Origin of the sequence: Halomonas sp. H2, assembly GCF_050215315.1 — a bacterium.
Lineage (GTDB): Bacteria > Pseudomonadota > Gammaproteobacteria > Pseudomonadales > Halomonadaceae > Vreelandella.
This window is the reverse complement of record NZ_CP189760.1, coordinates 1557901-1583060: the sequence shown is the minus strand read 5'-3', so window position 1 is coordinate 1583060 and position 25160 is coordinate 1557901. Positions and strand designations below refer to the sequence as shown.

At 55.3% G+C, this 25160-nt stretch carries 43 protein-coding genes; 10 read left to right on the top strand and 33 right to left on the bottom strand.

Annotation, left to right across the window (positions count from 1 at the left end; all coding sequences use genetic code 11):
- Position 1 precedes the first annotated feature (1 nt).
- The 27 genes from ACQE2I_RS07365 to ACQE2I_RS07235 form a co-directional block, all read right to left on the bottom strand.
- Positions 2–1612, bottom strand: a complete 1611-nt coding sequence (locus ACQE2I_RS07365; protein WP_427030898.1) for a terminase — start codon at positions 1610–1612, stop codon at positions 2–4.
- A complete protein-coding gene (locus ACQE2I_RS07360) occupies positions 1593–2171 on the bottom strand; it encodes a hypothetical protein (RefSeq protein ID WP_427030896.1) in 579 nt (192 codons plus the stop codon). Before ACQE2I_RS07360 ends, ACQE2I_RS07365 begins: the two co-directional genes overlap by 20 nt.
- A 37-nt stretch (positions 2172–2208) precedes the next feature.
- The gene (locus tag ACQE2I_RS07355) at positions 2209–2406 is read right to left on the bottom strand and encodes a hypothetical protein (protein ID WP_427030895.1); all 198 of its coding nucleotides are present in this window, start codon (positions 2404–2406) and stop codon (positions 2209–2211) included.
- Positions 2407–2509: 103 nt separating this feature from the next.
- Positions 2510–2749, bottom strand: coding sequence for a hypothetical protein (locus tag ACQE2I_RS07350; protein WP_427030893.1), 240 nt, complete (start codon positions 2747–2749; stop codon positions 2510–2512).
- Positions 2715–2990: a hypothetical protein gene (locus ACQE2I_RS07345; RefSeq protein ID WP_427030892.1), complete on the bottom strand. Its 276-nt coding sequence runs from the start codon at positions 2988–2990 to the stop codon at positions 2715–2717. The genes ACQE2I_RS07350 and ACQE2I_RS07345 overlap by 35 nt, the downstream gene beginning before the upstream one ends.
- Positions 2983–3228: a hypothetical protein gene (locus ACQE2I_RS07340; RefSeq protein WP_427030891.1), complete on the bottom strand. Its 246-nt coding sequence runs from the start codon at positions 3226–3228 to the stop codon at positions 2983–2985. The genes ACQE2I_RS07345 and ACQE2I_RS07340 overlap by 8 nt, the downstream gene beginning before the upstream one ends.
- Positions 3228–3653, bottom strand: a complete 426-nt coding sequence (locus ACQE2I_RS07335; protein ID WP_427030890.1) for a hypothetical protein — start codon at positions 3651–3653, stop codon at positions 3228–3230. Before ACQE2I_RS07335 ends, ACQE2I_RS07340 begins: the two co-directional genes overlap by 1 nt.
- The gene (locus ACQE2I_RS07330) at positions 3650–3964 is read right to left on the bottom strand and encodes a hypothetical protein (RefSeq protein ID WP_427030889.1); all 315 of its coding nucleotides are present in this window, start codon (positions 3962–3964) and stop codon (positions 3650–3652) included. The genes ACQE2I_RS07335 and ACQE2I_RS07330 overlap by 4 nt, the downstream gene beginning before the upstream one ends.
- An 8-nt stretch (positions 3965–3972) precedes the next feature.
- Positions 3973–4269, bottom strand: coding sequence for a hypothetical protein (locus tag ACQE2I_RS07325; protein WP_427030888.1), 297 nt, complete (start codon positions 4267–4269; stop codon positions 3973–3975).
- Positions 4269–4895 carry a glycoside hydrolase family 108 protein gene (locus ACQE2I_RS07320; protein ID WP_427030886.1) on the bottom strand — a complete coding sequence of 209 codons (627 nt, stop codon included), beginning with the start codon at positions 4893–4895 and terminating at the stop codon, positions 4269–4271. Before ACQE2I_RS07320 ends, ACQE2I_RS07325 begins: the two co-directional genes overlap by 1 nt.
- Before the next feature lie 251 nt (positions 4896–5146).
- Entirely contained in the window at positions 5147–5761 is a 615-nt protein-coding gene (locus ACQE2I_RS07315; protein WP_427030884.1) for a hypothetical protein, read from the bottom strand.
- Positions 5762–5763: 2 nt separating this feature from the next.
- Entirely contained in the window at positions 5764–6081 is a 318-nt protein-coding gene (locus ACQE2I_RS07310; protein WP_427030883.1) for a hypothetical protein, read from the bottom strand.
- Positions 6078–6407 (bottom strand): hypothetical protein, encoded by a 330-nt coding sequence (locus ACQE2I_RS07305; RefSeq protein ID WP_427030881.1) that lies wholly within the window; start codon positions 6405–6407, stop codon positions 6078–6080. The genes ACQE2I_RS07310 and ACQE2I_RS07305 overlap by 4 nt, the downstream gene beginning before the upstream one ends.
- A 62-nt stretch (positions 6408–6469) precedes the next feature.
- The gene (locus ACQE2I_RS07300) at positions 6470–6850 is read right to left on the bottom strand and encodes a hypothetical protein (protein ID WP_427030879.1); all 381 of its coding nucleotides are present in this window, start codon (positions 6848–6850) and stop codon (positions 6470–6472) included.
- Entirely contained in the window at positions 6850–7032 is a 183-nt protein-coding gene (locus ACQE2I_RS07295) for a hypothetical protein (protein WP_427030877.1), read from the bottom strand. Before ACQE2I_RS07295 ends, ACQE2I_RS07300 begins: the two co-directional genes overlap by 1 nt.
- A 112-nt stretch (positions 7033–7144) precedes the next feature.
- On the bottom strand, positions 7145–7444 hold the full coding sequence (locus ACQE2I_RS07290) for a dATP/dGTP diphosphohydrolase domain-containing protein (RefSeq protein ID WP_427030876.1): 300 nt from the start codon (positions 7442–7444) through the stop codon (positions 7145–7147).
- On the bottom strand, positions 7441–7878 hold the full coding sequence (locus tag ACQE2I_RS07285) for a DUF968 domain-containing protein (protein ID WP_427030875.1): 438 nt from the start codon (positions 7876–7878) through the stop codon (positions 7441–7443). Before ACQE2I_RS07285 ends, ACQE2I_RS07290 begins: the two co-directional genes overlap by 4 nt.
- Positions 7871–7996, bottom strand: coding sequence for a hypothetical protein (locus ACQE2I_RS07280; protein ID WP_427030874.1), 126 nt, complete (start codon positions 7994–7996; stop codon positions 7871–7873). Before ACQE2I_RS07280 ends, ACQE2I_RS07285 begins: the two co-directional genes overlap by 8 nt.
- Positions 7996–8505: a hypothetical protein gene (locus ACQE2I_RS07275; RefSeq protein ID WP_427030872.1), complete on the bottom strand. Its 510-nt coding sequence runs from the start codon at positions 8503–8505 to the stop codon at positions 7996–7998. The genes ACQE2I_RS07280 and ACQE2I_RS07275 overlap by 1 nt, the downstream gene beginning before the upstream one ends.
- On the bottom strand, positions 8498–8671 hold the full coding sequence (locus ACQE2I_RS07270) for a hypothetical protein (protein ID WP_427030871.1): 174 nt from the start codon (positions 8669–8671) through the stop codon (positions 8498–8500). Before ACQE2I_RS07270 ends, ACQE2I_RS07275 begins: the two co-directional genes overlap by 8 nt.
- Positions 8664–8999: a hypothetical protein gene (locus tag ACQE2I_RS07265; protein WP_427030869.1), complete on the bottom strand. Its 336-nt coding sequence runs from the start codon at positions 8997–8999 to the stop codon at positions 8664–8666. Before ACQE2I_RS07265 ends, ACQE2I_RS07270 begins: the two co-directional genes overlap by 8 nt.
- The gene (locus ACQE2I_RS07260; RefSeq protein WP_427030867.1) at positions 8986–9186 is read right to left on the bottom strand and encodes a hypothetical protein; all 201 of its coding nucleotides are present in this window, start codon (positions 9184–9186) and stop codon (positions 8986–8988) included. The genes ACQE2I_RS07265 and ACQE2I_RS07260 overlap by 14 nt, the downstream gene beginning before the upstream one ends.
- A gap of 11 nt (positions 9187–9197) precedes the next feature.
- Positions 9198–10571: a replicative DNA helicase gene (locus ACQE2I_RS07255; RefSeq protein ID WP_427030865.1), complete on the bottom strand. Its 1374-nt coding sequence runs from the start codon at positions 10569–10571 to the stop codon at positions 9198–9200.
- On the bottom strand, positions 10568–11644 hold the full coding sequence (locus ACQE2I_RS07250; protein ID WP_427030864.1) for a replication protein: 1077 nt from the start codon (positions 11642–11644) through the stop codon (positions 10568–10570). The genes ACQE2I_RS07255 and ACQE2I_RS07250 overlap by 4 nt, the downstream gene beginning before the upstream one ends.
- Positions 11641–12312 (bottom strand): Rha family transcriptional regulator, encoded by a 672-nt coding sequence (locus ACQE2I_RS07245; RefSeq protein ID WP_427030861.1) that lies wholly within the window; start codon positions 12310–12312, stop codon positions 11641–11643. Before ACQE2I_RS07245 ends, ACQE2I_RS07250 begins: the two co-directional genes overlap by 4 nt.
- Positions 12313–12380: 68 nt before the next feature.
- On the bottom strand, positions 12381–12842 hold the full coding sequence (locus ACQE2I_RS07240) for a phage regulatory CII family protein (RefSeq protein WP_427030859.1): 462 nt from the start codon (positions 12840–12842) through the stop codon (positions 12381–12383).
- A 66-nt stretch (positions 12843–12908) separates the two neighbouring features.
- Entirely contained in the window at positions 12909–13127 is a 219-nt protein-coding gene (locus ACQE2I_RS07235) for a transcriptional regulator (protein WP_427030856.1), read from the bottom strand.
- A gap of 4 nt (positions 13128–13131) precedes the next feature.
- Between ACQE2I_RS07235 and ACQE2I_RS07230 the strand changes: the two genes are divergently transcribed.
- The 10 genes from ACQE2I_RS07230 (at position 13132) to ACQE2I_RS07185 (ending at position 18692) form a co-directional block, all read left to right on the top strand.
- The gene (locus ACQE2I_RS07230; RefSeq protein ID WP_427030854.1) at positions 13132–13968 is read left to right on the top strand and encodes an XRE family transcriptional regulator; all 837 of its coding nucleotides are present in this window, start codon (positions 13132–13134) and stop codon (positions 13966–13968) included.
- 590 nt (positions 13969–14558) lie between these two features.
- Positions 14559–14726, top strand: a complete 168-nt coding sequence (locus tag ACQE2I_RS07225) for a hypothetical protein (RefSeq protein WP_427030853.1) — start codon at positions 14559–14561, stop codon at positions 14724–14726.
- 311 nt (positions 14727–15037) lie between these two features.
- Complete coding sequence (locus tag ACQE2I_RS07220; RefSeq protein ID WP_427030851.1) at positions 15038–15271, top strand: hypothetical protein; 234 nt, start codon at positions 15038–15040, stop codon at positions 15269–15271.
- A complete protein-coding gene (locus ACQE2I_RS07215; protein ID WP_427030849.1) occupies positions 15268–15522 on the top strand; it encodes a hypothetical protein in 255 nt (84 codons plus the stop codon). Before ACQE2I_RS07220 ends, ACQE2I_RS07215 begins: the two co-directional genes overlap by 4 nt.
- Positions 15519–15854 (top strand): DUF551 domain-containing protein, encoded by a 336-nt coding sequence (locus ACQE2I_RS07210; RefSeq protein ID WP_427030848.1) that lies wholly within the window; start codon positions 15519–15521, stop codon positions 15852–15854. The genes ACQE2I_RS07215 and ACQE2I_RS07210 overlap by 4 nt, the downstream gene beginning before the upstream one ends.
- 68 nt (positions 15855–15922) lie before the next feature.
- Positions 15923–16705: a Rad52/Rad22 family DNA repair protein gene (locus tag ACQE2I_RS07205; RefSeq protein ID WP_427030846.1), complete on the top strand. Its 783-nt coding sequence runs from the start codon at positions 15923–15925 to the stop codon at positions 16703–16705.
- Entirely contained in the window at positions 16698–17645 is a 948-nt protein-coding gene (locus tag ACQE2I_RS07200) for a hypothetical protein (protein WP_427030844.1), read from the top strand. The genes ACQE2I_RS07205 and ACQE2I_RS07200 overlap by 8 nt, the downstream gene beginning before the upstream one ends.
- A 37-nt stretch (positions 17646–17682) precedes the next feature.
- Positions 17683–18066, top strand: a complete 384-nt coding sequence (locus ACQE2I_RS07195) for a hypothetical protein (protein WP_427030843.1) — start codon at positions 17683–17685, stop codon at positions 18064–18066.
- Between the two features lie 36 nt (positions 18067–18102).
- Positions 18103–18462 carry a hypothetical protein gene (locus ACQE2I_RS07190; protein ID WP_427030842.1) on the top strand — a complete coding sequence of 120 codons (360 nt, stop codon included), beginning with the start codon at positions 18103–18105 and terminating at the stop codon, positions 18460–18462.
- 41 nt (positions 18463–18503) lie between these two features.
- Positions 18504–18692 (top strand): helix-turn-helix transcriptional regulator, encoded by a 189-nt coding sequence (locus tag ACQE2I_RS07185; protein WP_427030840.1) that lies wholly within the window; start codon positions 18504–18506, stop codon positions 18690–18692.
- On the opposite strand, the gene ACQE2I_RS07180 is transcribed toward ACQE2I_RS07185, so the two are convergent.
- From ACQE2I_RS07180 to rpoE, 6 genes are all read right to left on the bottom strand, one after another.
- Complete coding sequence (locus ACQE2I_RS07180; protein WP_427030838.1) at positions 18655–19881, bottom strand: tyrosine-type recombinase/integrase; 1227 nt, start codon at positions 19879–19881, stop codon at positions 18655–18657. The genes ACQE2I_RS07185 and ACQE2I_RS07180 overlap by 38 nt on opposite strands.
- A 455-nt stretch (positions 19882–20336) precedes the next feature.
- Complete coding sequence (locus ACQE2I_RS07175; protein WP_427030837.1) at positions 20337–21752, bottom strand: DegQ family serine endoprotease; 1416 nt, start codon at positions 21750–21752, stop codon at positions 20337–20339.
- Positions 21753–21834: 82 nt separating this feature from the next.
- Positions 21835–22317, bottom strand: coding sequence for a SoxR reducing system RseC family protein (locus ACQE2I_RS07170; RefSeq protein ID WP_427030835.1), 483 nt, complete (start codon positions 22315–22317; stop codon positions 21835–21837).
- A gap of 31 nt (positions 22318–22348) precedes the next feature.
- Positions 22349–23395, bottom strand: coding sequence for a MucB/RseB C-terminal domain-containing protein (locus tag ACQE2I_RS07165; protein ID WP_427030834.1), 1047 nt, complete (start codon positions 23393–23395; stop codon positions 22349–22351).
- Between the two features lie 74 nt (positions 23396–23469).
- A complete protein-coding gene (locus ACQE2I_RS07160; RefSeq protein ID WP_427030832.1) occupies positions 23470–24198 on the bottom strand; it encodes a sigma-E factor negative regulatory protein in 729 nt (242 codons plus the stop codon).
- A gap of 297 nt (positions 24199–24495) precedes the next feature.
- Entirely contained in the window at positions 24496–25095 is a 600-nt protein-coding gene (rpoE, locus tag ACQE2I_RS07155; RefSeq protein ID WP_427030830.1) for an RNA polymerase sigma factor RpoE, read from the bottom strand.
- Positions 25096–25160: the final 65 nt, after the last annotated feature.

The window sequence follows — 25160 nt, the reverse complement described above, 5'->3', positions numbered from 1 at the left end:
GTTAAGTGTGAGCTGCCCAGCTACCGCGCTTGCTCGTACTGGACGACGTGCCGGGTAGCTGAGCCCTAGCAAATAGTGATGAGCGAGCAAGGGTTTCCAGCGCCTTGGCGCCGTGTGATGCCCAATCGTGGCGAGGCGTCGACTTGTACACGCCGCGCTTGTCGTCCCATTCCTTTCGATAGTTGTCGAGGCAAAGAACGCCTTGATGGCAGGCCTCCTCGTCTATCCAGCACATCGGCAGGAACTGGCGCGTGGCCTGCACGCCCTCGGCGTGGTTACTAATGCGCGGTACCGTTTCAAAGTTGATGCCGAAGCCTTTAGCCACATCGGAACGACTCAGGCCAGTGCCCAGCTCTCTAACGGCTAGATCGTGCGGCCCGAAGTGTCCGCCGTAGCGATAGCCCTTCTTATTCAGTAGGTCGGCGTAGTACTCGATGCCTTCGCCCTCGCCTTCCAGATAGTCGACAAGATGCACTTCACGCCCAACGACCTGGGCAAACCAAATCGCCATGGTGTCGTTCATGCCCAAGTCCCAGCCGGTATAAACCGGCAGGCTTGGATTAACCTGCACCTCACTGGTAAGCCGCTTATTCTTGCGCAGGTGCTGCATTTGTGTAGCGAAGTACGCGCCTTCTACTGACTGACTGAACGCTTCCTCTGGTGTGCTGGGGTATTCCCGCTGCATGTCGTCTTGCAGCTTTTCAGCCTTTTTGGCGTACCAAGCGCGCTGGCCGTCAGTCGTCTGGATGCCGTGCTTATGCTCTAGCTGCTCAAAGTATTCGTTTAGCCGCTGCGGTATCACCACACCTTTAGGCGACATGGTGTACGTCGGCTCTTGCCACCAGGGGAAGAAGTGGAACTGGAAGTCCATTTCTGTCAGCGTGCGGCCCATTTCCTTGAGCTGTTGCGCTGTCTGCGAGTAGTCGAAGAAGTAGCCTTCTCGCCCCTCAGCCGTGGATTCAAGCGTTATCTGATTGCCGATGCCCACCGCTTCAAAGGCACCGGTAACGATCTCCTTAGCCTTATGCGGGAACTGGCGGCATATCTTGCCAAACTCGGATACGTGCAAGCGCTGCAGTGTGCCACCACGATAAGAGGTGGAGACCTTGATACTTGAGCCGTTATCGAAGACGTAAGCGCCGGAGCCTGATTTGTCGCTGACAGGCCTGGGTATCTTGGTGCCCAGCATTTTCAGCAGCGCGTGCCAGGCGTCGTCGATGTTCTCGTAAGCGAAGGTGATCTTGTTTCTGAATATGTCCTGGGCATCTTCCAGCTTGTGACAGATACAGCCCGCGGCGAAGTTGTCCTTGAACAGACAGTCATCCAGCGCGTCGATCATCTCGAACGTAGTAAAGCCTAGCTGGCGAGCTTTCAAAATCAGGTCTAGGCAATGGCCGTACAGATAGCGCTCCCGCTGTGCCTTGTTAGGCTTGAACCGAACCTTCTTGCCGGACTTATCCTTGATCTTGTAAAGCGAGTTGAGACGGAACCATTTCAGGCTTAGCGCTTCTATAAGGTCGGCTTTGTCGGTCAACCTGCCTTTAGCATGTGCCCGCAAGTAAGCATTAGCGCGCTTGACCTGACGCGCCCGCTCACTCGGCGGCAGGATCATCAGGAGCCACCTCGCTCATTAGCTCTTCGAACGTCTTCACGCCTTCGTCTTTATCGTTGGCATCGAGACCATAGTTCTGGCGCTCTAGCTTGATAACGCGGTCTAAGGCCTGGGTGCCGTGACCCATGCACTTGCCGACGTACTCCAGGGGAATATCAATCTCTGTTGAGCCCCCGGTGGGCAGCTCCACTTTGATCTTGCCTTCTGCTAGTTGGTTTTCCAGCAGCTCGGCAAAGCGCTCAGCGATACTCCGCCAGCGCTCCAGGTTCTTACGATGGCCCTTAACGACGGCAGCGTTCTCATTCGCCGCATGCTCAACGATCTGATCATCGTCATTGTCGAAAGCAGCTTGGGCTTCCGGAGACAGCGACGCCTTGGTGATTTTCTGCTGCGTGCGCTCACGTACCCGGCCAGTTAGATCCTTTTCCCAGTTATCTTTTTTAGCCCGTCGGGAGATGTTGGAGCGGTGAACGCCGTGGCGCTTCTCCAGCTGCGTGAGCGAAAAACGACCGGTGCGATATTCCCGCTCGATCAGCTCCCAGTCGTGTCGTTTCGCCATAAAAAAACGCCGCCATTGCTGGCAGCGTCTCCATGCTTTAGTGAATCGTTGCGGTTGCGTAGCTATCAACGCTGTCGGCGAACCAAGTTCCATCGGGTAACTCAAGGACAAATGCGCAGGCACCTTCGCAGCCACACTCGTCGCCTTCATCATCCATGAGCGTGTCAATCTCGACCGTTTGGCCTGTGTCCAGCAGCGCCAAACGCTTGCGCAGGTTGATGGCTTCGACATCCATAACGCTTCACCTAAATAGGGGCCGGACGCTTCACAGCGTGCGGCGAGGTTGGCGCTGCCTCACGGCATGGCCGGTGCAACGCTTCACAGCGTGGCGTGTCGCTTCACAGCGAGTTGGTACAAAGGGTTTGTAGCATTGCGCCTTGCTCATCAGAAAACGCCCATACGCCATTGATGTAACGCTCCAACGCTCGGTACCGCTCGTCGCCTAACGCATCCCATAGTTCACCTTTGCTTAGCTCGGGCAGCGCGGGCTGAGGCGGTGGCGTGCATTCAGGCGTGACGTGGATGAACTCGGTGGTCGTGCAGCTAGCGACGGAAAGTGCCAGAAGGCCGCTTACCATCAGGGCGGTTATCGGCTTCACGTTGCTTCTCCGCTGATTGCGTGCGCGCTTGCGTGCGCGCTCGTTCGATTGAACGCTCTGCTTCAAGGACGGCTGTTTTACTCTTGGCCTCTGCCTTCGCACGGCTAGCGGCTTCCTTTGCCCGGTCACGCTGGCCACCAACGAACAGCAGAGCAGCACCCAGTAAGCCAACGATCATGACCAGGGCGCCCGCGACCTTGCTCCATATCGTGCTAAACATTGGTCGGCCTCCGCTTTTGTTCCAGTTTGGCTTTCGCCTTAGGCTGCTCGATGTTGCGCAGGATGAAGGCAGCACTGGAGATGACTGCACCGGCCAACATGAACCAGCGATCAGGAACGATCCCGTCCCAGAATGGCAGTAGGCCCTGCATCATCGTGATAGCCGATAGCAAGGTGGCCTGGTTGGACCAGAGCAGATACCAAATGGGGGCATCATCGGCTAGCTGAAGTCTTTTCATCACTCACTCTCCGGTATGATCGCGGCACTACCCGTCCAGCTAGGGTCTGCCATCATCTGCTGCGTTGCTCGGCACTCCTGCTGCGTTGCTCGGCACTGTTGAATCTCTTGCTCCAGCGACGATATGCGGCGCCTTAGATTGCTGGTGTAACCCTGCTCGTTGCCAAGCTGCTGTTCGTTACTGTTCGCTTCCGCCTCGAAGCCGCCTGCCTTGGCTTGCTCTTCGCTTAATGCGTAAGTCAGACCGTAGACCGCTGCTCGGTGAGCGGTGACAGTGCTTGCGTAGTCCTCACGGATCGCTGCTTTATCAAACGTCTGTACTACCGCAAACACAGTCGCCAGCAAGAATGACCATAAGAGACTGCGATACATTCGTCGGTACTTACGAGCGCTCGCCGTCGCGGCCTTGTAATCGCTGCCTGTCATTTTTTATCGCCTTTCACGCCTAGTAGTTTATCTAGGCGCGTTTCTAGCTTCACCATGCCGACGTAGCCAATACCTGCGCCTATACCTGCCGCCCATGAGGGGTCGGCGCCGAGTGTGATGGAGATCGGCACCATGCCATATGAGGCAAGACCAACCATGGGAACTTCAAGCCATTTACGGGGCGGACGAGGGGGTGGCGAGCCGAATATCTTTAGGCCCGCCATAATCATTGCGGCAATGGCAGCGCTAATAGATGGCTCTGCAATAAACCCCCGAAAGGCAAGCCATGCCATGAGCAGCGGGTCTGGCATGGCTCACCTCAATCTTCTTTTCGCCGATCTGACCTCGCCAGAGCGTTAATGAGAGGGAGAAACGACAGCATTGTGAGCGAAACCATGGCGCGCCAGGTGACGTATCGGGCCTCTCCCTCCAGCGGAATAGTGTAATCCGTTAGGCGTAGCGCAATCACCGCTGCAGCGATACCGAGCACGCATTCAATGGCGAATCGTGACTGGCTGTCATGAGTCGTGCGCAGCGCCGATATGCAGCGGTAGACGATGTAAACACCGATAGGGATGTGGGCAATAGCCAGTAGACTAGAAAGCGACGCTATCATCAGGCCATCCCCGTCTCTATCTCTGAGTAAAGGGAAAGGGCTAGTCGCTCACCGTGGTCGCTCTCGACTTCGTTGCGCAGATTCACAACACGATGAAACCAGCCGTATGCAAAATCTTCCTGCCGCTCATCTCGCTCAGCCAGACCACGACAGAAGGCGATGCGTACACCGTTGATCGACTCAGCCAGCACATGCACGCCTGCCCCGCCCCTATGCTTACGGTAATCAGCAAGCGCGCTCAGCGTTGCGGGGCCGACGGCACCGTCTACCCTCATGTCAGGAAACAGCTTGCCGCGGCTATTGAGAACATTGAGCGTGCGCTGCAGCTCTTGGGCTGATCGACCTGGCCCAGAGTGAACACCGAAGTCGAACAGGTACTCGGCAAGCGTGGCGCTGATCGGCGCGATGCGGTCGAGTCGAATGCTCGTCCAGTAGCGTGCTTCGTAGATCTTCACGGCCAGCGACTTGGGCAGCTTGCGCATATCGCCGTGGAAGCCGTTCTCGCGAGCAACTGCACGGGTAATGCCGTGATTGGTTGGGCCGCCACGGTCTGAGCTGTGATTCACATAGCCGCCTTCGCGGTCAATGACAGCCGCGATTAAGCGTTGCTTCAGGGAGGCGGGCATAGAGTTAGGCTCCGGCGCCTCACGGCGGGGGAAGACGGAAAAGCCCCACCAGAACTGGCAGGGCCTTAAACAGAAACGCCCCGCACAATGGCGAGGCGTAGAATTAGATAGTGGGGAAATAATCGCTCAGCGGTGCCCGCAAGTCAAGTTTTCGGCATTCCGTGTCTATCCGTAAATCCAGCTTTCAGCCTGACTTCTTTAGCCCTCAAAGCGGCTTCTTCGGCTTCAACAAAAACACCTACGCCCTTTCCTTAAGCCGCTTTTGGAATCAGCGCGGCCACCGGCGCAAGCGCTGAGCATTCCCATGTATCCAGCACGTCTAGCAACCGCTCCCACACGCCGCCCCAGCAAGCGCGGCCTGATCGTGACCAGCGTCCAACGTCTACCTCCTCGCCATGCTCTTCTTCAATCCATGCCGCAATGCGCCGAGGATTATGCAGCCCTGGCCGGTTATACGGGTACGTGGTTTCGGCGTGGTGATGAATTGCTGCCGACACTATCCAGCGCAGTTGCCGTGCCGCCTCGGCGTTCGGGTAGTCACTCTGCCCCTGCCCTGGTAAACGCATCCTTAAAGCGACCTGCATCAAAACAGCGTGCAGCCACTCCCGATCCTCTGCTAGTTCATCACGAGTAAATGGGCCGAAGCAGTAGCGCGCTAAAGCCTGCAGGTGCTGCGGCAAACGCTCAACGGCGCTGATCACCATGCCCGCTTCCAATCCGCTGACGATGCGCCAATCGTTGTTATTGCGCTGAGTCGTCTGCACCTGGGCCCCCATCCGCGCTATCTCTGCTGCATACGCCATCACACTGCCCCGCTGCTCGTGATACGCGTCAAAAATACACTGCCTCGCTGAGATATACCGCATCACTACCCCCTGCCGTTGCGCTGCTGTTGCGTTTTCGTTGCGTTATTGCGCAACTGTTGCGTTTTGTTGCCCTGCCGCGTTGCGCGTTCTTCTTCAACTACTTCATTCCAAACGTCTTTTATCCGTTGCGGTGTTGCGTGCGGGAGCTTCTTTACCCATTGAGCGTGTACTGCTTTGCGCTGTGCTTGTGGCACCTTGAGCATCTGCCGTGCGATGAACTTCACCTCACACTGCCGCGCCCAGGCGTGCCACTCAGGTGGGTAGCCGTTCTCACCGCCTAGCTTGCGGCCATCAGGCCACTGGGTTGGGCGCTCTATCACTCAGCGCCCTGCTTCAGCTTCAAGGTGACGCCTGAGAACGTAGCTCTTCTCATGTTCATGCAGCCCAGTGAGTTGCTATATGCCAAACCCGACGTGGCCCTTAGTTCTTTCCACTCATCTTTGCTGAGCTCTATGAAATCGATGGCTTGGTTTTGAGACTCAGCCTCTGCAATTACGTCAAACAGCAGCTCGACAATCGGTTTTTTGGATGAGGGGCTGCCCTTATCTGCAATCGCCATGGAGCGATCCAGTCGAGAGCGCAACGGCTCGCGCGAAATACGACACCACTCTTCATATGCCTGTCGGATACCGAGTCCTACTGCCACAACCCCACCGCCGCGGCATTCCCATAACAACTTGCCTACGTTTCTCATTCTCGGCTTATGCTTCACGCTGCCACCTCCACAGGAATGATCTCGACCCACACGCCAGTGCCAGCCTTGCGATCAATCAGGGCAGGCGTGTTGGTCACGTTGCGCACGTATTCATCGGTGTCATCGATCAGCAGGCCGCACTTAACCAGCGCGTCCTCAATCAGCTTGGCCGTCATGCTGTTGTTGCTGGTGTCCCGCTTGCGCATCCCTTTGCCTAGCTGCGGCGTGAATACAAGGTCAACGCGGTCGGCTATGGGCGCTCCAATATTCGCTTTGTTGATAGCGGCCTTAACTGCTACCGCGGCGTCATCTTTCGCCTTCTTGCGTTTGGCCCAGTGGAGCCCGGCGTATATAGCGTTGGTGCTTGGGCCTAGGTATTCGATGAATAGGCGCATTAGGTGTAGTCCTCCGCCAAGTGGTGGCCGTCCGCCATGATCTCTTCAGCTAACAGGGTTGCCGCTTCATCGAACTTATCTAGTGCATCAAGCCATGTCTGATCGCGTGTTTCGCTGGCCTGGATCAGCTCATGCTTAGCCTTAGCCAGCCGCTGCCCGGCCTTGCTGCTGATCATGATCATTCGTCACGCTCCATCGGCGCGCCCTGGTCATCTAGGCCTTTGAAAATGAATGCCGTGAAAGCGATTAGCACCACAGCGCCAATGCCTAGCAAAGCGGGGATAATCCAGATGCTCATAGCACGCCCTCCCGTAGTGCTAGCTCTAGCCGGAATAGGTCGCTGCATAGCTTGTGCGCGAGATGGTGCTCGCCGGTTTCTGGGTCGCAGCGCTCGCCTTTGGCTAGGGCTAGTTCGTGACGGATGCCAGCGGCTAGATAACGACGCTGTGCGTTCTCAACGTGTGCCCAATTGCCGTCCGCATACTTGGCTGCTCCATAGGTCAGGACGTTGACGACCGCTTCCAGTGCTAGCGGCATATCAGCCAGCAGCAAGTCAAAGCGCGGCTTCTCGGTGTCGAATTTCATTCCGCTCATTGTTGTTGTGCCTCCAAAAACGCCAGTGCGTGCATAAGTGCCTCGGCAGTCTCGCCAGTGAATTGCTTTAAGCCAGCGCGTAACGTGGTGCGCAGGAATGTCGGCTGCATATCGCGTAGCGCCTTGTTCGCATGTATCTGCTGGTGGCAGTCGCGGTTGTGCTTATAGATCGGGTCGCAAGCGGGCATAGCGAAGCTGTCAGCGGGTTTTAAGCCCATACCGCTAAGCTGGTACATGCCTGTGATGTGGTGAGCCGCTACGCCTTCCGTTGCGCCGCATACTGAACATGGCAGCGAGCGAACGAACGCCAGGTATTGCTCACTTCTCCATCGCACGTCTTTCTGCTTTGCTGACTGCGCTTTGCGGCGCCGCTGTTTGATGGGCTTGCGGGCCATGGGCGCCTTGGCCTTGAGGGGAGTTTTCCGTTTAAGCATCGGAGTCACCCCGCGCTTTCTGTGTGCGCCCAAACAGCAGCCAAGCGATAACAATCCCTGCTAGCCCGCAAAGCAGGGCGAAGGCAAGCCCGCCTAGGAAATAGATAACGTCACTCATCACGCGCACTCCCGGTAATCGCTAGCGTTAATGCCTTTCAGCCCTGGATCAGTGAGGCGCATGCCCTGGCTGGTGAAATGTTGGTAAATGGCGTCGAGGTAGCGCGTCTTTTGGTCTTTGGTCATTAGTCGCGTGCACGGGAAGTCGAGCGGCTCCTGCATCAACTCCAGCTTGGATTCATACGGCAGCGGCTTAACGATGCGGTCATACTTCTCTTTGAACTCGGGCAGCTCCCAGCGCAGCATCGGCACCGCGAAGTGCAGCTTGCAGAATCCGCGATACTCTTCCGCCGTCTGGTCGCCTTGAGCCTCAGCCTCTAGCAGCCATTTACGTTGGAGTTTGTTTTGGTCGACGCTGCGCTTCACCGGGCGCTTTTGGACGATGATCTCTATGTCGCCCCATAGCTGAATGGCATCGGTTAGCACCCGGGGCAGCTTGGCGATAGCGGCAAACGCCTCTTGCAAGGTGCTTGCCCGCGATACGAACGGCTTGGTGGCTGGCTTACCCATGCCGAGCCTCCTCATTGATCCGCGCCAAGTAGTCCTGAGCGGTTTCAACCAGCGCGACCTCTTCGGCCTTGCGCGCATCCTCGCGGTCAAATACCTCCCAGACATAGCCAGAGACAAGACACGTCACCATCCAGCTGCCTGCGTGCTGTTCTGCGGCGTTACCCATGCTCCACCTCCCGCTTAGCCTTAGCCGCTCGCTGGCCCTTGTTGTTAGGCGGTAGCGTCACGGTGTCTTTAATGCTCCATCCCCGCTTGAGGCGCCCATAGACCGTGCCGTAGGGAAGCCCGCTCTTTTCAGCCAGTTTGGTAATCTTGCTCTTGGGTACCGGTTTCGTGATCTTGTAGTCGCGCTTCTCGACAGTGGCCGCGTCGCGCTCAGTCCAGCCCTGCTTGAGCCGGTTGAAGAACAGGCCTTTGCTAATGCCGTTCTTTTCAGCGATTGCGTACCACTGCTTTTTCGAGCGCTGAGGCTGGTCGTATTTAGTTAGCCGCATGACGCACCCCCATAAGCGCGGTGAGGCGATCCATAAACCCAGGCTTCGCCATCTGCACTAGGTCGCTTGCCGTGTAGTAGCGAACTCCGGCGCTGGTCATGCATTTAACGTTGCCATTTGTCCGCTCGATCAGTACGACGATGCCTTTGTCGCGGAGCTGGGCTAGCTGCTTGATACTTAGAGTCATGATTACCCCTCCTAAACGGCGAACTTGTCGGCTTCCATCGGCGCAACGGATGCGCGCGGAAACTCGCGTTGGTAGTTAGCGATGTTTTCGGCTGTGGCTGGCTTGAGCTGGGAGCGGCTGAGGTCGCATACCACCTGAACCGTGCCCACCTCGCCATCGCGCTGCTTGGCAACGATTAGCTCTGCGACGCCGGGGTACTCGCAGTCAGGGTTGTGTTTCGCTTCGCGATAGATGAACAGGATCATGTCGGCGTTATGCTCAAGGGATGCCGACTCGCGAAGATCAGACATAACTGGCCGCTTATCGCCGCGCTTGGTGTTCTCGCGGTTGATTTGCGCTAGGAGAATGACTGGACAGCCAAGCTCTTTTGCGAGGATCTTTGAAGATTTGGAGACTTCGGCCATCTGCTGTTCGCGTGGGATAGACTTGTCGTCGGGCTGGACAATGCCCGCGTGGTCAATGATTACGCAGCCCAGTTCCCCGTAATGCTCTTTCCAGCGCTTGGCAGCGGCGCGCATCTGGGTAGGTGTCAGGCCGGGGCGGTCATCAATGACTAAGCCAGCTTCTTTGGCAGCCGCAACGCCTGCTGTCACCTGGCTCCAGCCTTCGCTATTCATAAAGCGGCGTGGGTTTTTCAAGGCATCAAGCTTTACGCCAGAATAGGAGCCCATGACGCGGTTAAAGACTTGCTCTTTGCGCATCTCAAGCTGAAACATCAACGCTGGTTTTTTCTGACGCAGGCACACGCTGTCGAGGATATGGGCGGCCACGACGGTTTTACCCATGCCGGATTCGCCGCCTAGCACAATCAGGTCTTCGGAATGCATGCCGCTAGTCTTGGCGTCCAGCTCAGGGATGTTGAACAGGAGCCCCATCGGGTCGATTTCGCCATTGAAGCGGGCGTCCAGCTCGTCAACCCAGCTTGAAAGCCAGCTCTGAACGGGCTGAACGGTTCCGGCGCGCTGACCGATAACGCTGGCGAGCTTCGCTTGGGCCTTGTCGATCAAATCAGGCAGGCTGGTGTGAGGACTGCCAACTTGCTCGCCTATTTCGTCAAGGTAAATATTGAGGCGGCGGCGCAGCGCCTTGTCTCTAACGGCTGATGCGTAAGCCTTGGCGTTTTTGGTGGTAGGCGTTGTGCGGGCCATTTCGCACAATCCTTGCAAACCGCCGTAATACTCTGCGTAGTCGCTTACCAGTTCATGCAGCGACACAGGGTCAACGCTGTTGCTCAAGGCTAACTGTTGTAGACCTGACCACATGGCGCGGTGGTATTCGACGTAGAAGTCTTCGAGAGAAACCAAGTCGGATACGGCATCGATCTGCGAAGGGTCGAGAATGCAGGCGCCGATCACACTGGCTTCGGCTTCGTGGCTATAAATCATGCGACCTCTCCCTTGAAAATCTTCACCGTTTCTTGCTGCTTAGTGGCCCAAGACAGGCGACACCAGCGGGCGGCGTCCTCGCGCTGTATGCGATCAACGGCAGCTAGTCTGCGGAACACTTCGCGGTAGAACGCCACGCCTTCGGCTTCATCAGCGAACACCGGTTTGCCAGTGCTGGCACGCGGCTTGGTTTTGAAGTTCTGCCACGCGTTAGCCAGGGTCTGGAATCCTTGGCTATCTGGCGTCCAGTCCTCGGGGCTGACTTTCTCGATGTGCGCGGGCATCTCGGCATTCCATGCTTCGATGATGGCGGCATGCGGGCAACGCTCGGGTAGATCGTCTTCCCAGCGCTGTTGGTTCAGGTAGGTCGTCGGGTGCATGGCATCAAAACCCAGTTCGCCAGTACCCAAGCGTCCAGCGATGTTGTCAGCCAGCATTTGGCCGAACGCCATCGGGTCGGTGTGCTTGCGAGCCTGAACCTTGAAAGCAATCTCTGCCTTTTTGCGGTTCTTCTTTGGCAGACCAGCGTTATAGAAAACTTCGAAGGCAGCGCGGTGTGATTGCACATTTCCTAACCCGTTAGGGTTAGGAGTGTCTTTCCTGTCTTTAGAAGGGAGAGCATTTTGCTCTGAGTCAGATAGAGCATTTTGCTCTGATTCGGAGCATTTCAATTTAGGGGTGGGAGGCGTATGTTTTGCCGCCTCTAGCTGCCATTCATCAGCGTGTTTATTCAGCGATATTGGTGAGCGGCTTCCGCCATGGCGAAGGATTACGTTTTTGGCGATCAGGCCCGACAGAACCTTGGCTGCAATGGTGTCAGGAAGTCCGGTCAACTTAGCCAGCAAGCCGCCAGTAACGCGTGCCTGCTTGCGGTTCCAGCCATAGGTGAGGCGAATGACGGCCATCACTATGCGGATCTCTCTTAGCGTCAACGGTGCAGCCATCACCTGCTCGAGTAGCTCATTGGCTATGCGTGTATATCCTTCCTCCACTTGTGGCCCCCTGGCGGCTTTCTGAGGCGCCTCTGGTATTGCGTCGGGACTATGCCCAGGGAAGTAAGCAACGTTGCTCATGCAGCCACCTCCAGGCCGTAAGCCTCCATCCATACATCAGCGTGATAGGCTTTAACGGTGCCGTAGTTGGCGTCGAATACGTCAATCGGGGGGATGCCCATATCTTGCGAGGCTGACTTGAGCAGGCGCCAGTTGTAGGCTTGGCCGTGCGTCAGCATCGACATACGCTTAATGGTGCAATATTCCTTTGAGCGATCCAGGTCACGCTCTAGCTTGCTGGCACGGCGGGTAGCGATGCTGGCTGTGTTCATTGCTGTGGCTTCGCGGCGAGTGCCAATCTCTGCCTTAGTTGCAATGGCTAAGCGCTCAGCCTTCTTCGCTTCAATCCATGCTTCGGCAGCTTCAATCGGGTCTGCGAAGTTTGGCAGTGCAGGCGCGGCAATATGGCCTTCGAGTTCACGCCAACGCTTGATAACGGCCATGCGTGCTTTTGCGCTGTAGCCAGTTAGCAGGCAGTCGGTTAGGTCGCGGTCGAGATGATATTCAGTTTGTTTGCGGTTCATGCTGTCGAAATAGATGCCCTGAATCGTAAGGACATCTATTTCTAGCTCGGTAACCATCTTCTGAATGTCAGATTTAACGTTGTCGTGACGCTTGCTAGTAAGGTCAGCAATTTCACGACTGGTCATCGTTGGCTGGACATTCTGTGTCAGTGCGGTATTATTCATATCAACACCTATCGTTAGATCATTTAGAAGGCCCGCCACGCTCCCCAGCGATATGGTGGGCTTTTTCATTACTTGACTGCCTTGAGAGCAGTACCCGTCACATGCATCTGCTCGATGCGGTTCATCACGGTGTTGCCAAATACGGCTAGCTCGTGACGTTGTTTCCTGATCTCCTCCATTTCCTGTGCGTCAATCTTTCCGTCTTGCTTTGCCTTACGTACCACTGCCACAAAACGGGCGGCTTGCTCTTGCTGATCCAGTAGCAGTTCACGAATCTCGCCTTCAAACTCGCTGGCGTCTGCGGATAGCGGCGTTGCCACCATGCCCAGGTCTTTCATAGCGCGATCAATGCAGCGCGTGTCTTTCAGTACGCGGTTGATGCGGAAGAAGTCGGCCAGGGTTAGCGATACGCCGCCATCGGGATCGAGCTTCTTGTACAAACGCGACTCAGACATATCGAGCTGATAAGCCAGCTTCTTGATGCCGTACTCGAATGCCGCTTCCCGTAGTCCGGCTGTGTATGCATCCATGGGTTAAACTCCTGTTTTGCTTGACCTCTAAATTAAGCGAGGAGGCCGGTTAAACTGTTGTTGTGGTTAGGCAACAGATCGCTCAATGAAAATGTCAGGGCGTAGGTCGTTGGCAGTTACGACCCCATCGCAGGCAGTCACAACGGAATGAACGCGAGCAGGGGGAACGTTGCCTGATTCACACCACTGCTGAACCGCCTGCTGGGTTACACCGCAAGCACGAGCAAGGGCGCTTTGGCTACCTAGTTTCTTAATCGCCTTTTCGAGGGCTTTTTTGGGCTTCATAGCCATGTCTCCAAGAAATTCTTGTAGTAAGGATAAACCCATGACAAGCGCTTTACAAGTCGATCTTGTTTGGATGCCCACAAGCACGCCTTGTACACTTCTAGAGGTATACAAACCCAGGCCAAGAAGCGCTTTGAGACAACCCATGGAATTTTCAGATAGGCTTAAAAAGGCTCGTGAAAGACGCGGCTTAAACCAAACAGAGCTTGGTACTATGCTTGGCGTATCAGCCCAGTCAGTGCAGCAGTGGGAATCAGGTGGCACAATGCCGCGCCATAAGCGCATAGATGCGCTGGCGAAGCAGCTAGGAGTAAGAGCGCAGTGGCTCATCTTTGAGCAAGGCCCTATGTTAGAGGGCGTTAAAGATGACGCAGTGCTGCATCAAACGGAATTGTATGAAGATGAGGGGCAACCGCTACCCGATGAAATCGAGGTGCCATATTTTCGAGAGGTGGAAATGGCAGCGGGAAGCGGCAAGACACAGGTTATAGAGAACCAGGGCCGAACGATGCGCTTTAGCTTGGCGCGCCTGGCAAGGGCTAATGTTCAGCCAGGTAACGCAGGGTGCGCCACTGTTACCGGCGCTTCTATGGAGCCGATGATTATGGATGGCTCGCCTATTGGTATTGATAAAGGCTGCCGCCACATCGTTGATGGCAAGGTCTACGCCTTAGATCACGATGGCATGCTCCGAGTTAAGAAGCTTTACCGACTACCCCTAAACCGAATGCGCGTTGTCAGTGAGAACCACATAGAATTCCCTGAAGAGGTCTACTCTATTGACGATCCAGAGGCGCCGCGAATCATAGGCCGCGTATTCTGGTGGGAAACCTTTTCCTAACAAGCCGATACTGTAAGAAAGCCGCCTATTGAGGCGGTTTTTTTTCGCCTGTAATTCAGCCCTTTACAAATTTATCTTGTTTATTTGCCTTTCGGCGCTTGTTTTGCGCTTGCAATTACAAGTTTGTCTTGTATAGTTAGGTTCATAGCAACGCAGCACGACCCGCACCACCGGGCAATGTGGAGTTCTTTAACATCGATATAGCCTAACCGTCCGTAGTGTATTGGATATGCGAGAGGCCGTTAGGCAGATGCCCGCCAGGGCTGTTAAGTGCTGGCCGCGCTACCTGCGACAGTGAGACCTAAAGCCTGCTGGTTCGGCTGAGAATAGAGCCAGCATCGGGGAGTGTTCTAGGCATACATTGGTGGCTATGACTGCCAGAGCAAGTAAGACGAGCACTCCACCGATGCTTGTCCTGGCATCAACTCCTTGCATACGGATATGCCTTCGCCCCTCGCTTGAGGGTCTTTTTATTGGTATGTCGACGACACCAATGTCGTCGACATACCCGCGCTGCTTGGCTCCCCATCCACTGGCACTGCGAGGGGCGCAGATACAGCAGGCAGCGCGCCTAATTAGAGAGGTGATTTATGGCTAAGCCAAAACACACGAAGCACATCAACATCACGCGCCGCACAGCACCCAGGCCGGTATCGCAAGACAAGGATGCCGAGCGCTTTCGGTTGCGGCTGGCAAATGATCACAAGCGCGATGAATTGGCGCTACAGCGACAGTTGAGGGGGATGTATGAGCAATGAGCATCTCCCTGAGCGGGCGCCGATAAAAAAGACACTGGCTGGAAATTTTGAGATACAGCACCCGCATTTTAAAGACTGCCTGTATCAAGAGCGCTGGCTGGCCGCCTCCCACTGGGAGAAGTTTAGGCGCGGCGAAAATCCCATAAGTAGGACGCGAGGTGCGCCATGACTACACGCTACCTACTTCGCGAAAAGCGCGGAGAAATCGTTACGCCGAGACCTGATAAGGGTCTTTTTTTTGGCCTGCGTTTGGCAAAGCAAGCAGCCAAGGCGCTCGGCTACCCGCCCCAGTTAATCAAGAAGGTGACGAAATGAACGCGAGAACACTTAGCGTCGCGGGCCTGCTGGTGATCGTCGCCAGCATGGTGCTAGCGGCCAATATCGACGCATCTAGCACTGAGCGGCTACACGAAACGTACTGCACTGAGGTAGCTGTGTGGGCCGCAGAAGAAGCGCGGGGCGTTGATCCTAACCACCGTATTGGTCATCCCGACTATCGCGGCATTGCTGAGGATGCCTGCCCTGGCATGAGGAGAGCGACATGAACGCAGCACTCGCATTAAGAGAAGCCGCCCGCCCTATCGTGGGTGTGCATCCTGATTTAGACAGCGCAACGCCGATTGACTGCCTGCGAGACGGCGAGCAGTGGGCGTGCGATTCGTTCGTTGAGTTTGTGAAGCAGGAGAAGGAAGGCCGGGAGCTTTACGACATGCTGCTGAGCACGACGCCAGGGCTAACGCTAGACAGCTTGAAAGAGGCTTGGAGCAAGCAGGTTCTAGCGGGAGAGTGGACATGAGCCAGTGGAAAATAACGGGCGTCCATTTCGACGCCAAAAGCCGCTGGTGTTTCGCCGTGACCAAGGGTAGCAAACGTATCGGCCTGGATGAGCAGGACGAGCTTGAGGCGTTGCTGGCCGGGTGGGTAGACGCAGATAAGCAGCTGCCTGAATACGGTGAGCCGTGCCTGATAGTCGCTAACGGCGTGGTTCAGCACGTGACGTATATGCGCGACGGCACAGATGATTCAGCCGACTGGTTTGAGCCATTCCATTACGAAGACAGGGCGGCGGCTTGCTGGGCAGCAGATGTTACCTACTGGATGCCGCTGCCTAAGCCGCCCACCAAATAAAAAGCCCGCTCCTACGCACATAGGAACGGGCCGGATCAACGTCGAGAAGATCAAACAGAGGATATCACATGGAATTCAACGACAACCACCTATTGATATGGAAGGCGGTAGAGAAGACCGCCACTACCGCCACCAAGCAGGCCAACGTAAACGGTCAGACGATCACGGCCATTGACACCATCTACATGGTTAAGCTGGCAACAAAAGTATTTGGGCCGGTCGGCATTGGCTGGGGATACAAGATCGACGTAGACCGCTTCGACCAGGGTGCGCCGGTTCTCCTGAAAGAGCAGGTTATTGGCTATGAACAGACGCACACTTGTCAGCTAACGCTCTGGTACGAATGGGAAGGCAAGCGTGGCGAGGTAACCCATTTCGGCCACACGCGCGCCGTTTACATGACCAACAAAGGCAAGTTTATCACCGATGGTGAGGCGCCTAAGAAAAGCGTCACCGACGCCATGAAGAAGTGTCTTAGCCAGTTAGGGTTTGCCGCCGATATCTTCACCGGCCTGTATGACGACCAACAGTATGTTGCCCAGCGCCAAGCGGAAACGCGCCTGGAGCAAGCTGAGGACTTCGACACCGAGCTGCAGAAATGCCGTGACGACTACACCGAGTGGTTACGGCGTGAGTGCGACACGCTGCGCAACAAGATCGACCACCCGAAAAGCATCACTATGGCCGCAGACACCATCATTCGGCGCTTACCGGACAAAGCCAGCGTTGCGCGTGTTGATCCCGCCAAAGGCCAGCAAATTCTTATACGTGCACGCGATGAAGGTATTGCGCGGGTAATGGTAGCTAAAGAGCAATCCAAACAACATCAGGAGAAAGCAGCCAATGGTTGATACAGTCCCCGCCCCAGACTACAAGAGCGAGCTGGTTGAGCTAGATGCCGTAGATAAGGGTATCGCTGCCCTTCGCGAGCAGTACGGCACCGTGCCAGACGTGACCAACAAGGAGGGTTACGCACTCTGCAAGAAAGGTATTCGCGAGCTAACCAGCACGCGCACCAAAGCCGACAAGCTGCGCCTGGAAATAACTGAGCCTCACCGTAGCTTCATCGAGCAAGTGAACAACTACGGCAAGGAGGTTATCGAGCGGATTAAGAAGATTGAGCAGCCGCTAAAAGAGGCCAAGCAGCATGAAGACGAGCGGGCCGAGCGTGAGAAAGAGGCTCGGATTGCCAAGCTGCGCGAGCGTATCAACGCCGAAATCCTGAGCTTTATTGATACGGCTAATGGTTTGGATTCAACCGGCCTTGCTGAGCTGCACGATGCAGCGCTTGCAATTGACGTTGATGGCTACTACGACGTGACCAAGGAGGCAGAAGACGCCAAGGCGGACGTGCTGCGGCGTATCGGTGAGCAGCATGGGCAAGCATTGGAGCGTGAGCGTTTGGCCGCTGAGCAAGCTGAGGTAGAGGCTGAGCGACGCCGCTTACGTGAAGAGGCGGAGCGCCAGGAATCTGAGCGTAAGGAGCTGGAAGAATTGCGCCGATTTAAGGCGGAGCAAGAAGCCCAGAAGCGCAAGCTGGAACCGCAGCCAACACCGGAGCCTATGCCCGCCGCTGCCGAGCACAAACCGCTGGATACCAGCCGCCTCAGTGCAGCCGCCGATAACTACCAGCGTGGTAGCCAGGTGAAAGCACCGGAGCAGGTGACGATCAGCCGTAAAGAGTACGACCGATTGCTGGCAGCCGAGGCCAAGCTAGACGCCCTAGAAGCTCATGGCGTTGATAACTGGACTGGTTACAGCGACGCAATGGAAGAGTTAAACGCAGCCTAGCCCCTCACGCAGGGGCTTTTTTAATGCAGGAGGGTTTATGCCTCAACAGCGACGCCCTTGGACGCTAAAAGAATACGCCTACCTCAAGAAGCATTACCCCACCAGCAAGCCAATCAGCGACATAGCCCAAGCCATTGAGCGATCAGAGGAGCAGGTTTCCTTTCGCGCTCGAAAGCTGGGCCTTATCCGCCCCCGGCATTGCACGGAACTGGCGGTAAAGAACTTTGAGGCGCGCAAAGGCAAGCCGCTGGATGCCGTTGCCAGAGATTACCTAAGACGGAAGCTAGCACGGCGCGACTTAGCCGCTGACATAGGCATCTATTGCGGCACATTGAAACGCCTATTGCCGCCAGAGCTATGGCAATCATGGCCCCACAACACAGTCGGCAGGCAGCTAGCCGCCGAACAACGCAGAGCCTAGCCCCGAAAGGGGCTTTTTACTATCTGGGAGGTGGTAATGCAACAGCGTAAAGCGGTAATGGATATTACCAATATGGTAAGGGCGTCGAGTATTTCTAACCATCGTTGCCAGGATTTGGTAAATCGAGCCGAGAAAGTAGCCAATGATACGGAGAAAGAGGCAAGGCTAAATGCGCAGCTCTGCAAGGCGTGTCACTACTTTGAGCGCATCGGCGGGCAGGCCTTTACGATGCGCCCATGCATGTCGTGTGGCAGCGAAGAACAATACAGCAGCACGGCAACCGATGTGCTTTGCAAGTCATGCGCTAAGAGCGGTGATTTATGTAAGCGGTGCGGCGGTGATCTTGAGATGAGGCCGAAGCGACGAATATGGCCGCAACCGAAAGCTGACATTTAACAGCCGCCCAAGAGGCGGTTTCTTTTGCGAGGAGACAATCCATGCAAGATCAATACGTAAGCACAAGCCAGCTATGTGAGCGCTACGACAGAAGCCGCAACACCTTACAGCGCTGGCAAAGCACGAAGGGCTTTCCTAAACCTGTGATTCAGGGCGGCCATGGCGCCGAGTCTCGCTGGCGTGAGAGTGATATCAAGGCGTGGGAAGATCGCCAGCAACAAGCCGCATAACGCGCTCATGCCACGCCTTATAGGCTGCTGCCTGCTCTTCCAGATAATCATGGCGGTCGTACACTTGCCACACGCCTGGCAGGACGTGGCCGAGCATAAGCTCACAGACGTGGGGCTCGGCCAGGGTCGACCAATTCGTTCTAGCGGTTTTACGCAGATCATACATGGACCAGTGTTCCATCAGATAGCCAAGCTGTTTTTCTGCCACCTTCATGATGTTCTTTGGATAGCTTAGCGTTGAGCTTTGGTGCATGGGCTTGTCTGACGTTTCAGCGCTAAATAACAACTCATTACTGTGCGACAAACGCATTGCCTCGCTTATCAGTGGCGCCACTTCATCAATAATTGGTCGCTTGAGCGCCCTACCTGTTTTCCTTCCGGTCTTGTGCCGTTCCGGCGGTATCGTCCAGACTCCCTCCTTTAAATCAAACTCCTTCTTTTCAGCTCGCATTAACTCGCCTGGGCGGCATCCGTATAGAAGAGCCAGCTTTACGAATATCTGCGAGCGCCTAGGCATGCGCGATCGCTCCATAGCGCGCCACACCACGGCGAGCTCTTCGTCACTCAGCGCCCTGCCCGACTCCCTCATTCGGTTAACATAAAGATCAGTCTTCGCGCTAATGGCCGCTAGCGGCTGGCTTTCGGTTAGCCCTCGCCTAGCGCCCCACTTGTGGGCTTGCTTCATGTTTGCGAGTACGCGCTCGGCGATCCTTGGCTTGTGCTCTGCTAAACGCTCTAGCAGATCCATCCACTGCCGTAAGCCGGTGCCATCAACTGGTAGCGCTCCCAGCGTAGGGAATACGTGCAGCTCGAACGAGCGAAGGATGTTGCGCGCATCGACTTTATTGGGCTCGCAATAGCGTGCATACCAATCACGCACCAAGCTTTCATTGGTGTGAGCCGTGGCGATAGATGCCTGCTCTACGCGCTTTTGCACACGAGGATCATGACCTTGCTCTAATTGCCCACGCCGCTTTATAGCTTCGTCACGTGCATCTTTCAGGCTCATAGCTGGATAGCTGCCAAGATCCATTCGCGCCGCCTTACCCTGATAACGGTAGCGAAGCTGGAACACCACCTTACCCGCAGGCGTTACGCGCGCGCCCATGCCATCTCGGTCGGCTTTCTCTAAAGATCGTTCCCTTGGCTTTTTATAGACGGACTTTAGCCAGGCGTCGGTAAGCGCCATGTGTACATGCTCCCCAGCATAAATTGATTAAGGGGCACAGTATGTACACGGATAAGTACATATTTCTAGAGGTTCGTAGTGTTTTATAGCAATGCGTAGTGTTGCGCAGAATGGCGAGGATATGAATAAAGGCGGGGATTTAGTAGGGCGCTGCGTGGGTCTGTGAAAGGCAGTGGTGCGAGATCAGTTGTCGATGTGGGCGATAATTGAGAAATTACGTATGTGCTTAAGCTTTCCGCTGGGAACGTCTTGGGACATCGAATCTGTTCTGCCTTAGTGGTACGCAAGCGGCCGCATGTACAGGCCGCTTCGAGAGTTCAAAGCTCGAAAACAGCTGCCGTTGGGTACACAATGGCTATTTTCGACAAAAAGATATCCACCATTGTAGCGATATGCGCAGGCTAGGAACAGCAGTCCGGCGAGAACCGCCGGACTAGAGGCAAAAAGAGCGGGATTTATTCCAGACGCAAGGCGACAAACAGCGAGCGTCCTTCGCGGAATAGACGTAGCGGAATAGCACGGTCCGTCGGCAGCGCTTCAACAATTTCCACCAGCTTTTGTGATGAAGAGACGCTGCGATGGTCAATACTCACCAGCACATCGCCTGGGAGAATACCTGCACTGGCAGCCGCGCTATCCGCCTCCACTTGGCGAACTTCCACGCCGCCGGGAATATTCAACTGCTCACGCATTGCGTCATCAATTTCAGCGACCATCACGCCAAGACGAACTTGGTTATTGTTACTGGCTTGCTCCGACGGTTGCTCAGCATCAGGCCAACTGCCTAGCTCGACTGACTCCGACATCCCTTCACCATCGCGCATCACGGTAAGCTCGACTTCTGAGCCTGGCTCGCCTTTACCAATCAGCCGCGGCAGTGAGCTTGAACGCTCCACCTCTTCGCCATTCACTTCAAGAATGACATCACCCACCTGGAGACCGCCTTGAGCTGCGGGACCTTCGGGATCAAGATCGGCAATCAAAGCACCAATCGCATTTTGCATGCCAAACGATTCGGCCAAATCCTGGGAAACAGGTTGGATCATGACCCCCAACCAGCCACGATTGACCCGGCCGTCTTCACGCAGTTGATCCGCTACCTCCATGGCAACATTGATCGGGATTGCAAACGAGACCCCCATAAAGCCGCCGCTGCGGGTAAAAATTTGTGAGTTGATACCCACCACTTCCCCCTCAAGATTAAACAGCGGACCGCCGGAGTTGCCTGGGTTGATCGCCACATCCGTTTGAATAAACGGCACGTAGGCATCCCGGGGTAAGGTACGGTTAATCGCACTCACAATACCTGCTGTTACCGAGTGATCAAAACCGAACGGCGAACCAATCGCGGCGACCCACTCGCCTACTTTAAGATCGTCAGAGTCACCCAAGGTAAGCGCGGGTAAGTCATTGGCGTCTATTTTTAGCAGCGCCACATCGGTCTGCGGATCACTGCCAATCACTTCAGCACTCAACTCACGTCGGTCATTGAGACGCACGAGTATTTCATCAGCGTCTTGAACAACGTGAGCGTTCGTCATCACGTAGCCGTCATCGCTAATCACGAACCCTGAGCCTAACGACTGACGCTCCTCGCTACGCCCTTGACCTCCACCGGGCGGTGCTGGAAAGCTATCGCCAAAGCTCTCTCCAAAAAAGTGGCGGAAAATTTCTGGAATTTCCTGCCCACCAAACCCAGGTGCGCCACTGCGCTGAACCGTTCTACTGGTCGAGATATTAACCACCCCAGGGGCGGCATCTTCAACCAACTCGGTAAAGTCGGGCAGCCCTTGTGCGCTGGCAGCTTGCCCAAAGGTTAGTAACGCCGCCACACATATCCACAGAGTGGAAGGGAGAATCAAACGCTTCATGCGAGAGCTCCTACTTAAAGTGATATTAAACGAAGGCCGATCAACAACTCACAGTGAGATGCCGGAGAACTAAATTGACGAACTAACTGACCAAGCGCGGGCGAAAGCGTTCCCCACGCCCGCGCATTAGGTATTTAACACTCAGAACACCGCCCCCTAAGGCGATGAAAAAGACCAACGGCGCCAGCCAAATCGTGGCACTAACCTGCGCGGCTAAACCGGACAGCACCAATGCGACGAATAGCGGCAGTGCATAAATACAAAAAGCCAGCAGCGTGACAGAAGCACGCGGCAAGCTGATGGTAACGGGCGTACCTAGCGGATAGCCTTGCTTAACGTTATGAGCGTTAGCGGGAGGCGCGACGGCAATACGCTGGCTGCGACGAGGAGCCAAAAGCCCAACGCCGCACCCTCTTCCCTGGGCGCACTGTTCACAGTTCTGCTGGGCCGAAATCTCTACGATAAGATGCTGCGGAGAATCTCCACCAGGGGAGTAATCAATAACGGTTCCCATGCGCATCAGTGGGGTACGTTGCAGAGAGCGACAGGGAGTAGTGGTCATCATTGATTAGCTCGCCATGCGCTTGGGGGTAGCATTACTGCTCACCTTCATTACTGCTGTCAGCTTCGTTATTATCGTCCGTATCTGGCGGCGGAGCGGCGTCAAAAGTGATAGAACGAACAATACGCTGCAGGGTGGTGACTGGCAGCTCGCCAATCGCAACTAGCTGCCAGCGCCCTTCAGCACTGGCATAGTGCTCAATGGCAACGGCAGAAACGCCTAGCTGCTGTACGCCCTCTTCCAGCGTCGTTTTGGCATCTGTTGAAATTGGCTCGACAAAGAGACTCACTGTGGCCAAGCCATCGCTATACACTCGCTGGTGGTCGTCATTACCCGTTAACGGAACCGGCTGCGCAACAAAACCACCGGGAAGCCAAGTAGTGTTCCAGGGAATAGCGGGCATATTGCTAGGGGTATCAACTCGAACACTGCCAGCGTACTGTTCAGGTGACTGTAGCTGAGTAATTTGGAAGGTTTCAATGACCCGACCTTGCTGGTCAGTGAGCACATGCTTAAGTAACAGCCCTGTCTCGCGATCTAACCACCATTGATGAGAAAAACGCCATTGATCAAGCGGTTCAAAAACCAACTTGACGGCGTCGCGCCCTGCTACGCGGGCATTGTCTTCAAGTTCGATAGTATAATGTTGCGATAAATGCGCTGCCCACCTGGCTGGGGAAGGCTGCTCACTGTTAACGTTTTCTTCAGTCCACGCTAACCTACCCACTGGCGACCGGCGCTCAATACTGACCGTGGGACCGTCTAAATATTGCACTACTTGCTGGCGAATACCGTTCTTAATTCGATGTGAAAGCGCCAGTGTGCGCACGCCAACAGCATCAATAGCGACGGCTCTTGCCTGAAAAGCATAGCAGTGGCTAGCCCACAAACCTCGCTCAAGCCACTCTATCTCGCTATTTGGTGCATCTTGTGATTTAGCCAAACACTCGTAGCCTTGCTGGTCTTGTGGCGGCGTGCTTGCGCCTTGCGCCTGCGCCTGAAGCGGAAATACGCCGAGCGCCATTACCAGAATCAATTCCCGCAGTGCCCACGCGTGCTTAGCTCGCCGTGGAACCATCATTCTGCGCACTCCAATTCACTAATCACTGGTGACTACACACCAAATGCTTAGCTGCAACCAGAGCCAGCGGCGAATTAATGCTGACCCAAGGGCTCAGTGACTGCCGAGGAGCGCACAAGCGGCATCCAGCTATCACCACTGCCGTAAGCGGCACTCTGGGTATGTTGCTCTAAATAAGATTGCAGCATACCAATCTGATCAACATCAATATTAGTGCCTTGAGAAGCTGTCACACCTTTAGGTGTTTGTGCTGAGAAACCTGCTTCACTCACGTTCATCAAGCCACTTTGGGCCGACTGACCGCTAAGCCGAAAAGGTGTGGGCTCAAACATGGGCATATCTGCACGTTTAGCCACCGCTGGCTGAGAGGCTAAGCTAACCGGCTGCACTTGCGTAGCGCCATTAGCACTCGATGCAGTTGTTGGCATCTCGCCACCACCTTGGCTAACCGAGGAGTCGTTGCCAAAGAATTGCACGCCCGTGATGACCATTAATGACACTGCCGCAGCAACGCCAGCGCCGCGGGCAAACGAGATACCACCCGTGCGAGTAGCCACACGCTCTGCATCTTGCATCACAGGTGCAGGCTCGTCACGCAGCCGCGCCATAATACCTGCGGAGAGATCTACGCTCACATCAACACCCTGCTCACGCTGCATCATACTGCGCGCAAGATGGTAACGGCGCCATGTGTTTGCAGCATCGTCATCTTTAGGCAGTGCTTTTAACACTCGGCGCAACTCAAGCTCATCACTTTCGCCGTCCATTAACACCGAAAGTGATTCCCGTGTGTTTTGACTCATACTTCACACCCTCACACTGTTTAAAAGAAGCACTGAAGTGACGACTGCTGATTAAGCGTACCGTCACTTCGACGACTTCACAGGCCAAGACCCAATCACAAACGTTAAAGCGAAAAGCTCCAATATCTGCAAACGCTAAGCACTTGGCGCTTGGCACATTTAGCACGGCAAACGTGCCAATTAAGTTAGTCAGGCTATATGACGCTTAACATGCCAGACAGTTCACTAAAAAACTAAAACCTTCATTTTTTGGGCTCGCAGTGATTAGTCGTCATATCCGCCACCCACTACTGACCACTACTCGTCACGACTGTTCCGCACCGTTGACACTAAGGGACGAATATGTTCGTCGACCGCCTCGCGGGCACGGAAAATACGCGAACGCACAGTACCCACCGGACACTGCATTACCTGAGCAATATCTTCGTAAGCAAGCCCATCGAGTTCCCGCAGGGTAATTGCCGTACGCAGGTCGTCAGGGAGATTTTCGATTGCCTGATACACCGCGGCTTCTAGCTCGTCCCTGGCGATCGCCGCTTCTGGAGATTCAGAGTCTGCTAGCCGCCCGCTTTGGTCGATAATTTCAGCATCGACGATATCCAAATCGCTGCCGGGTGGCCGCCTACCCCGCGACACCAAGTAGTTCTTCGCGGTGTTAATAGCGATACGGTACATCCAAGTATAGAAGGCACTTTCTGCACGAAACTTGCCTAAGGCGCGATACGCCTTGATAAATGCCTCCTGCGCCACATCCTGAACTTCAGAGTGATCGTGTACGTAACGGCCGATCAGGCCGATAATTTTGTGCTGGTACTTCTTCACCAGCAAATCGAAAGCGCGCGTATCACCTTTTTGGGCACGTTCAACAAGCTGTTGGTCAGTTTCCCGAGTGCCCATTCACACGCTCCTCCAGCTCGTACGGCGTGCGCCGAGCTCCATTCCTATTAGCCCTGACAAGTGGG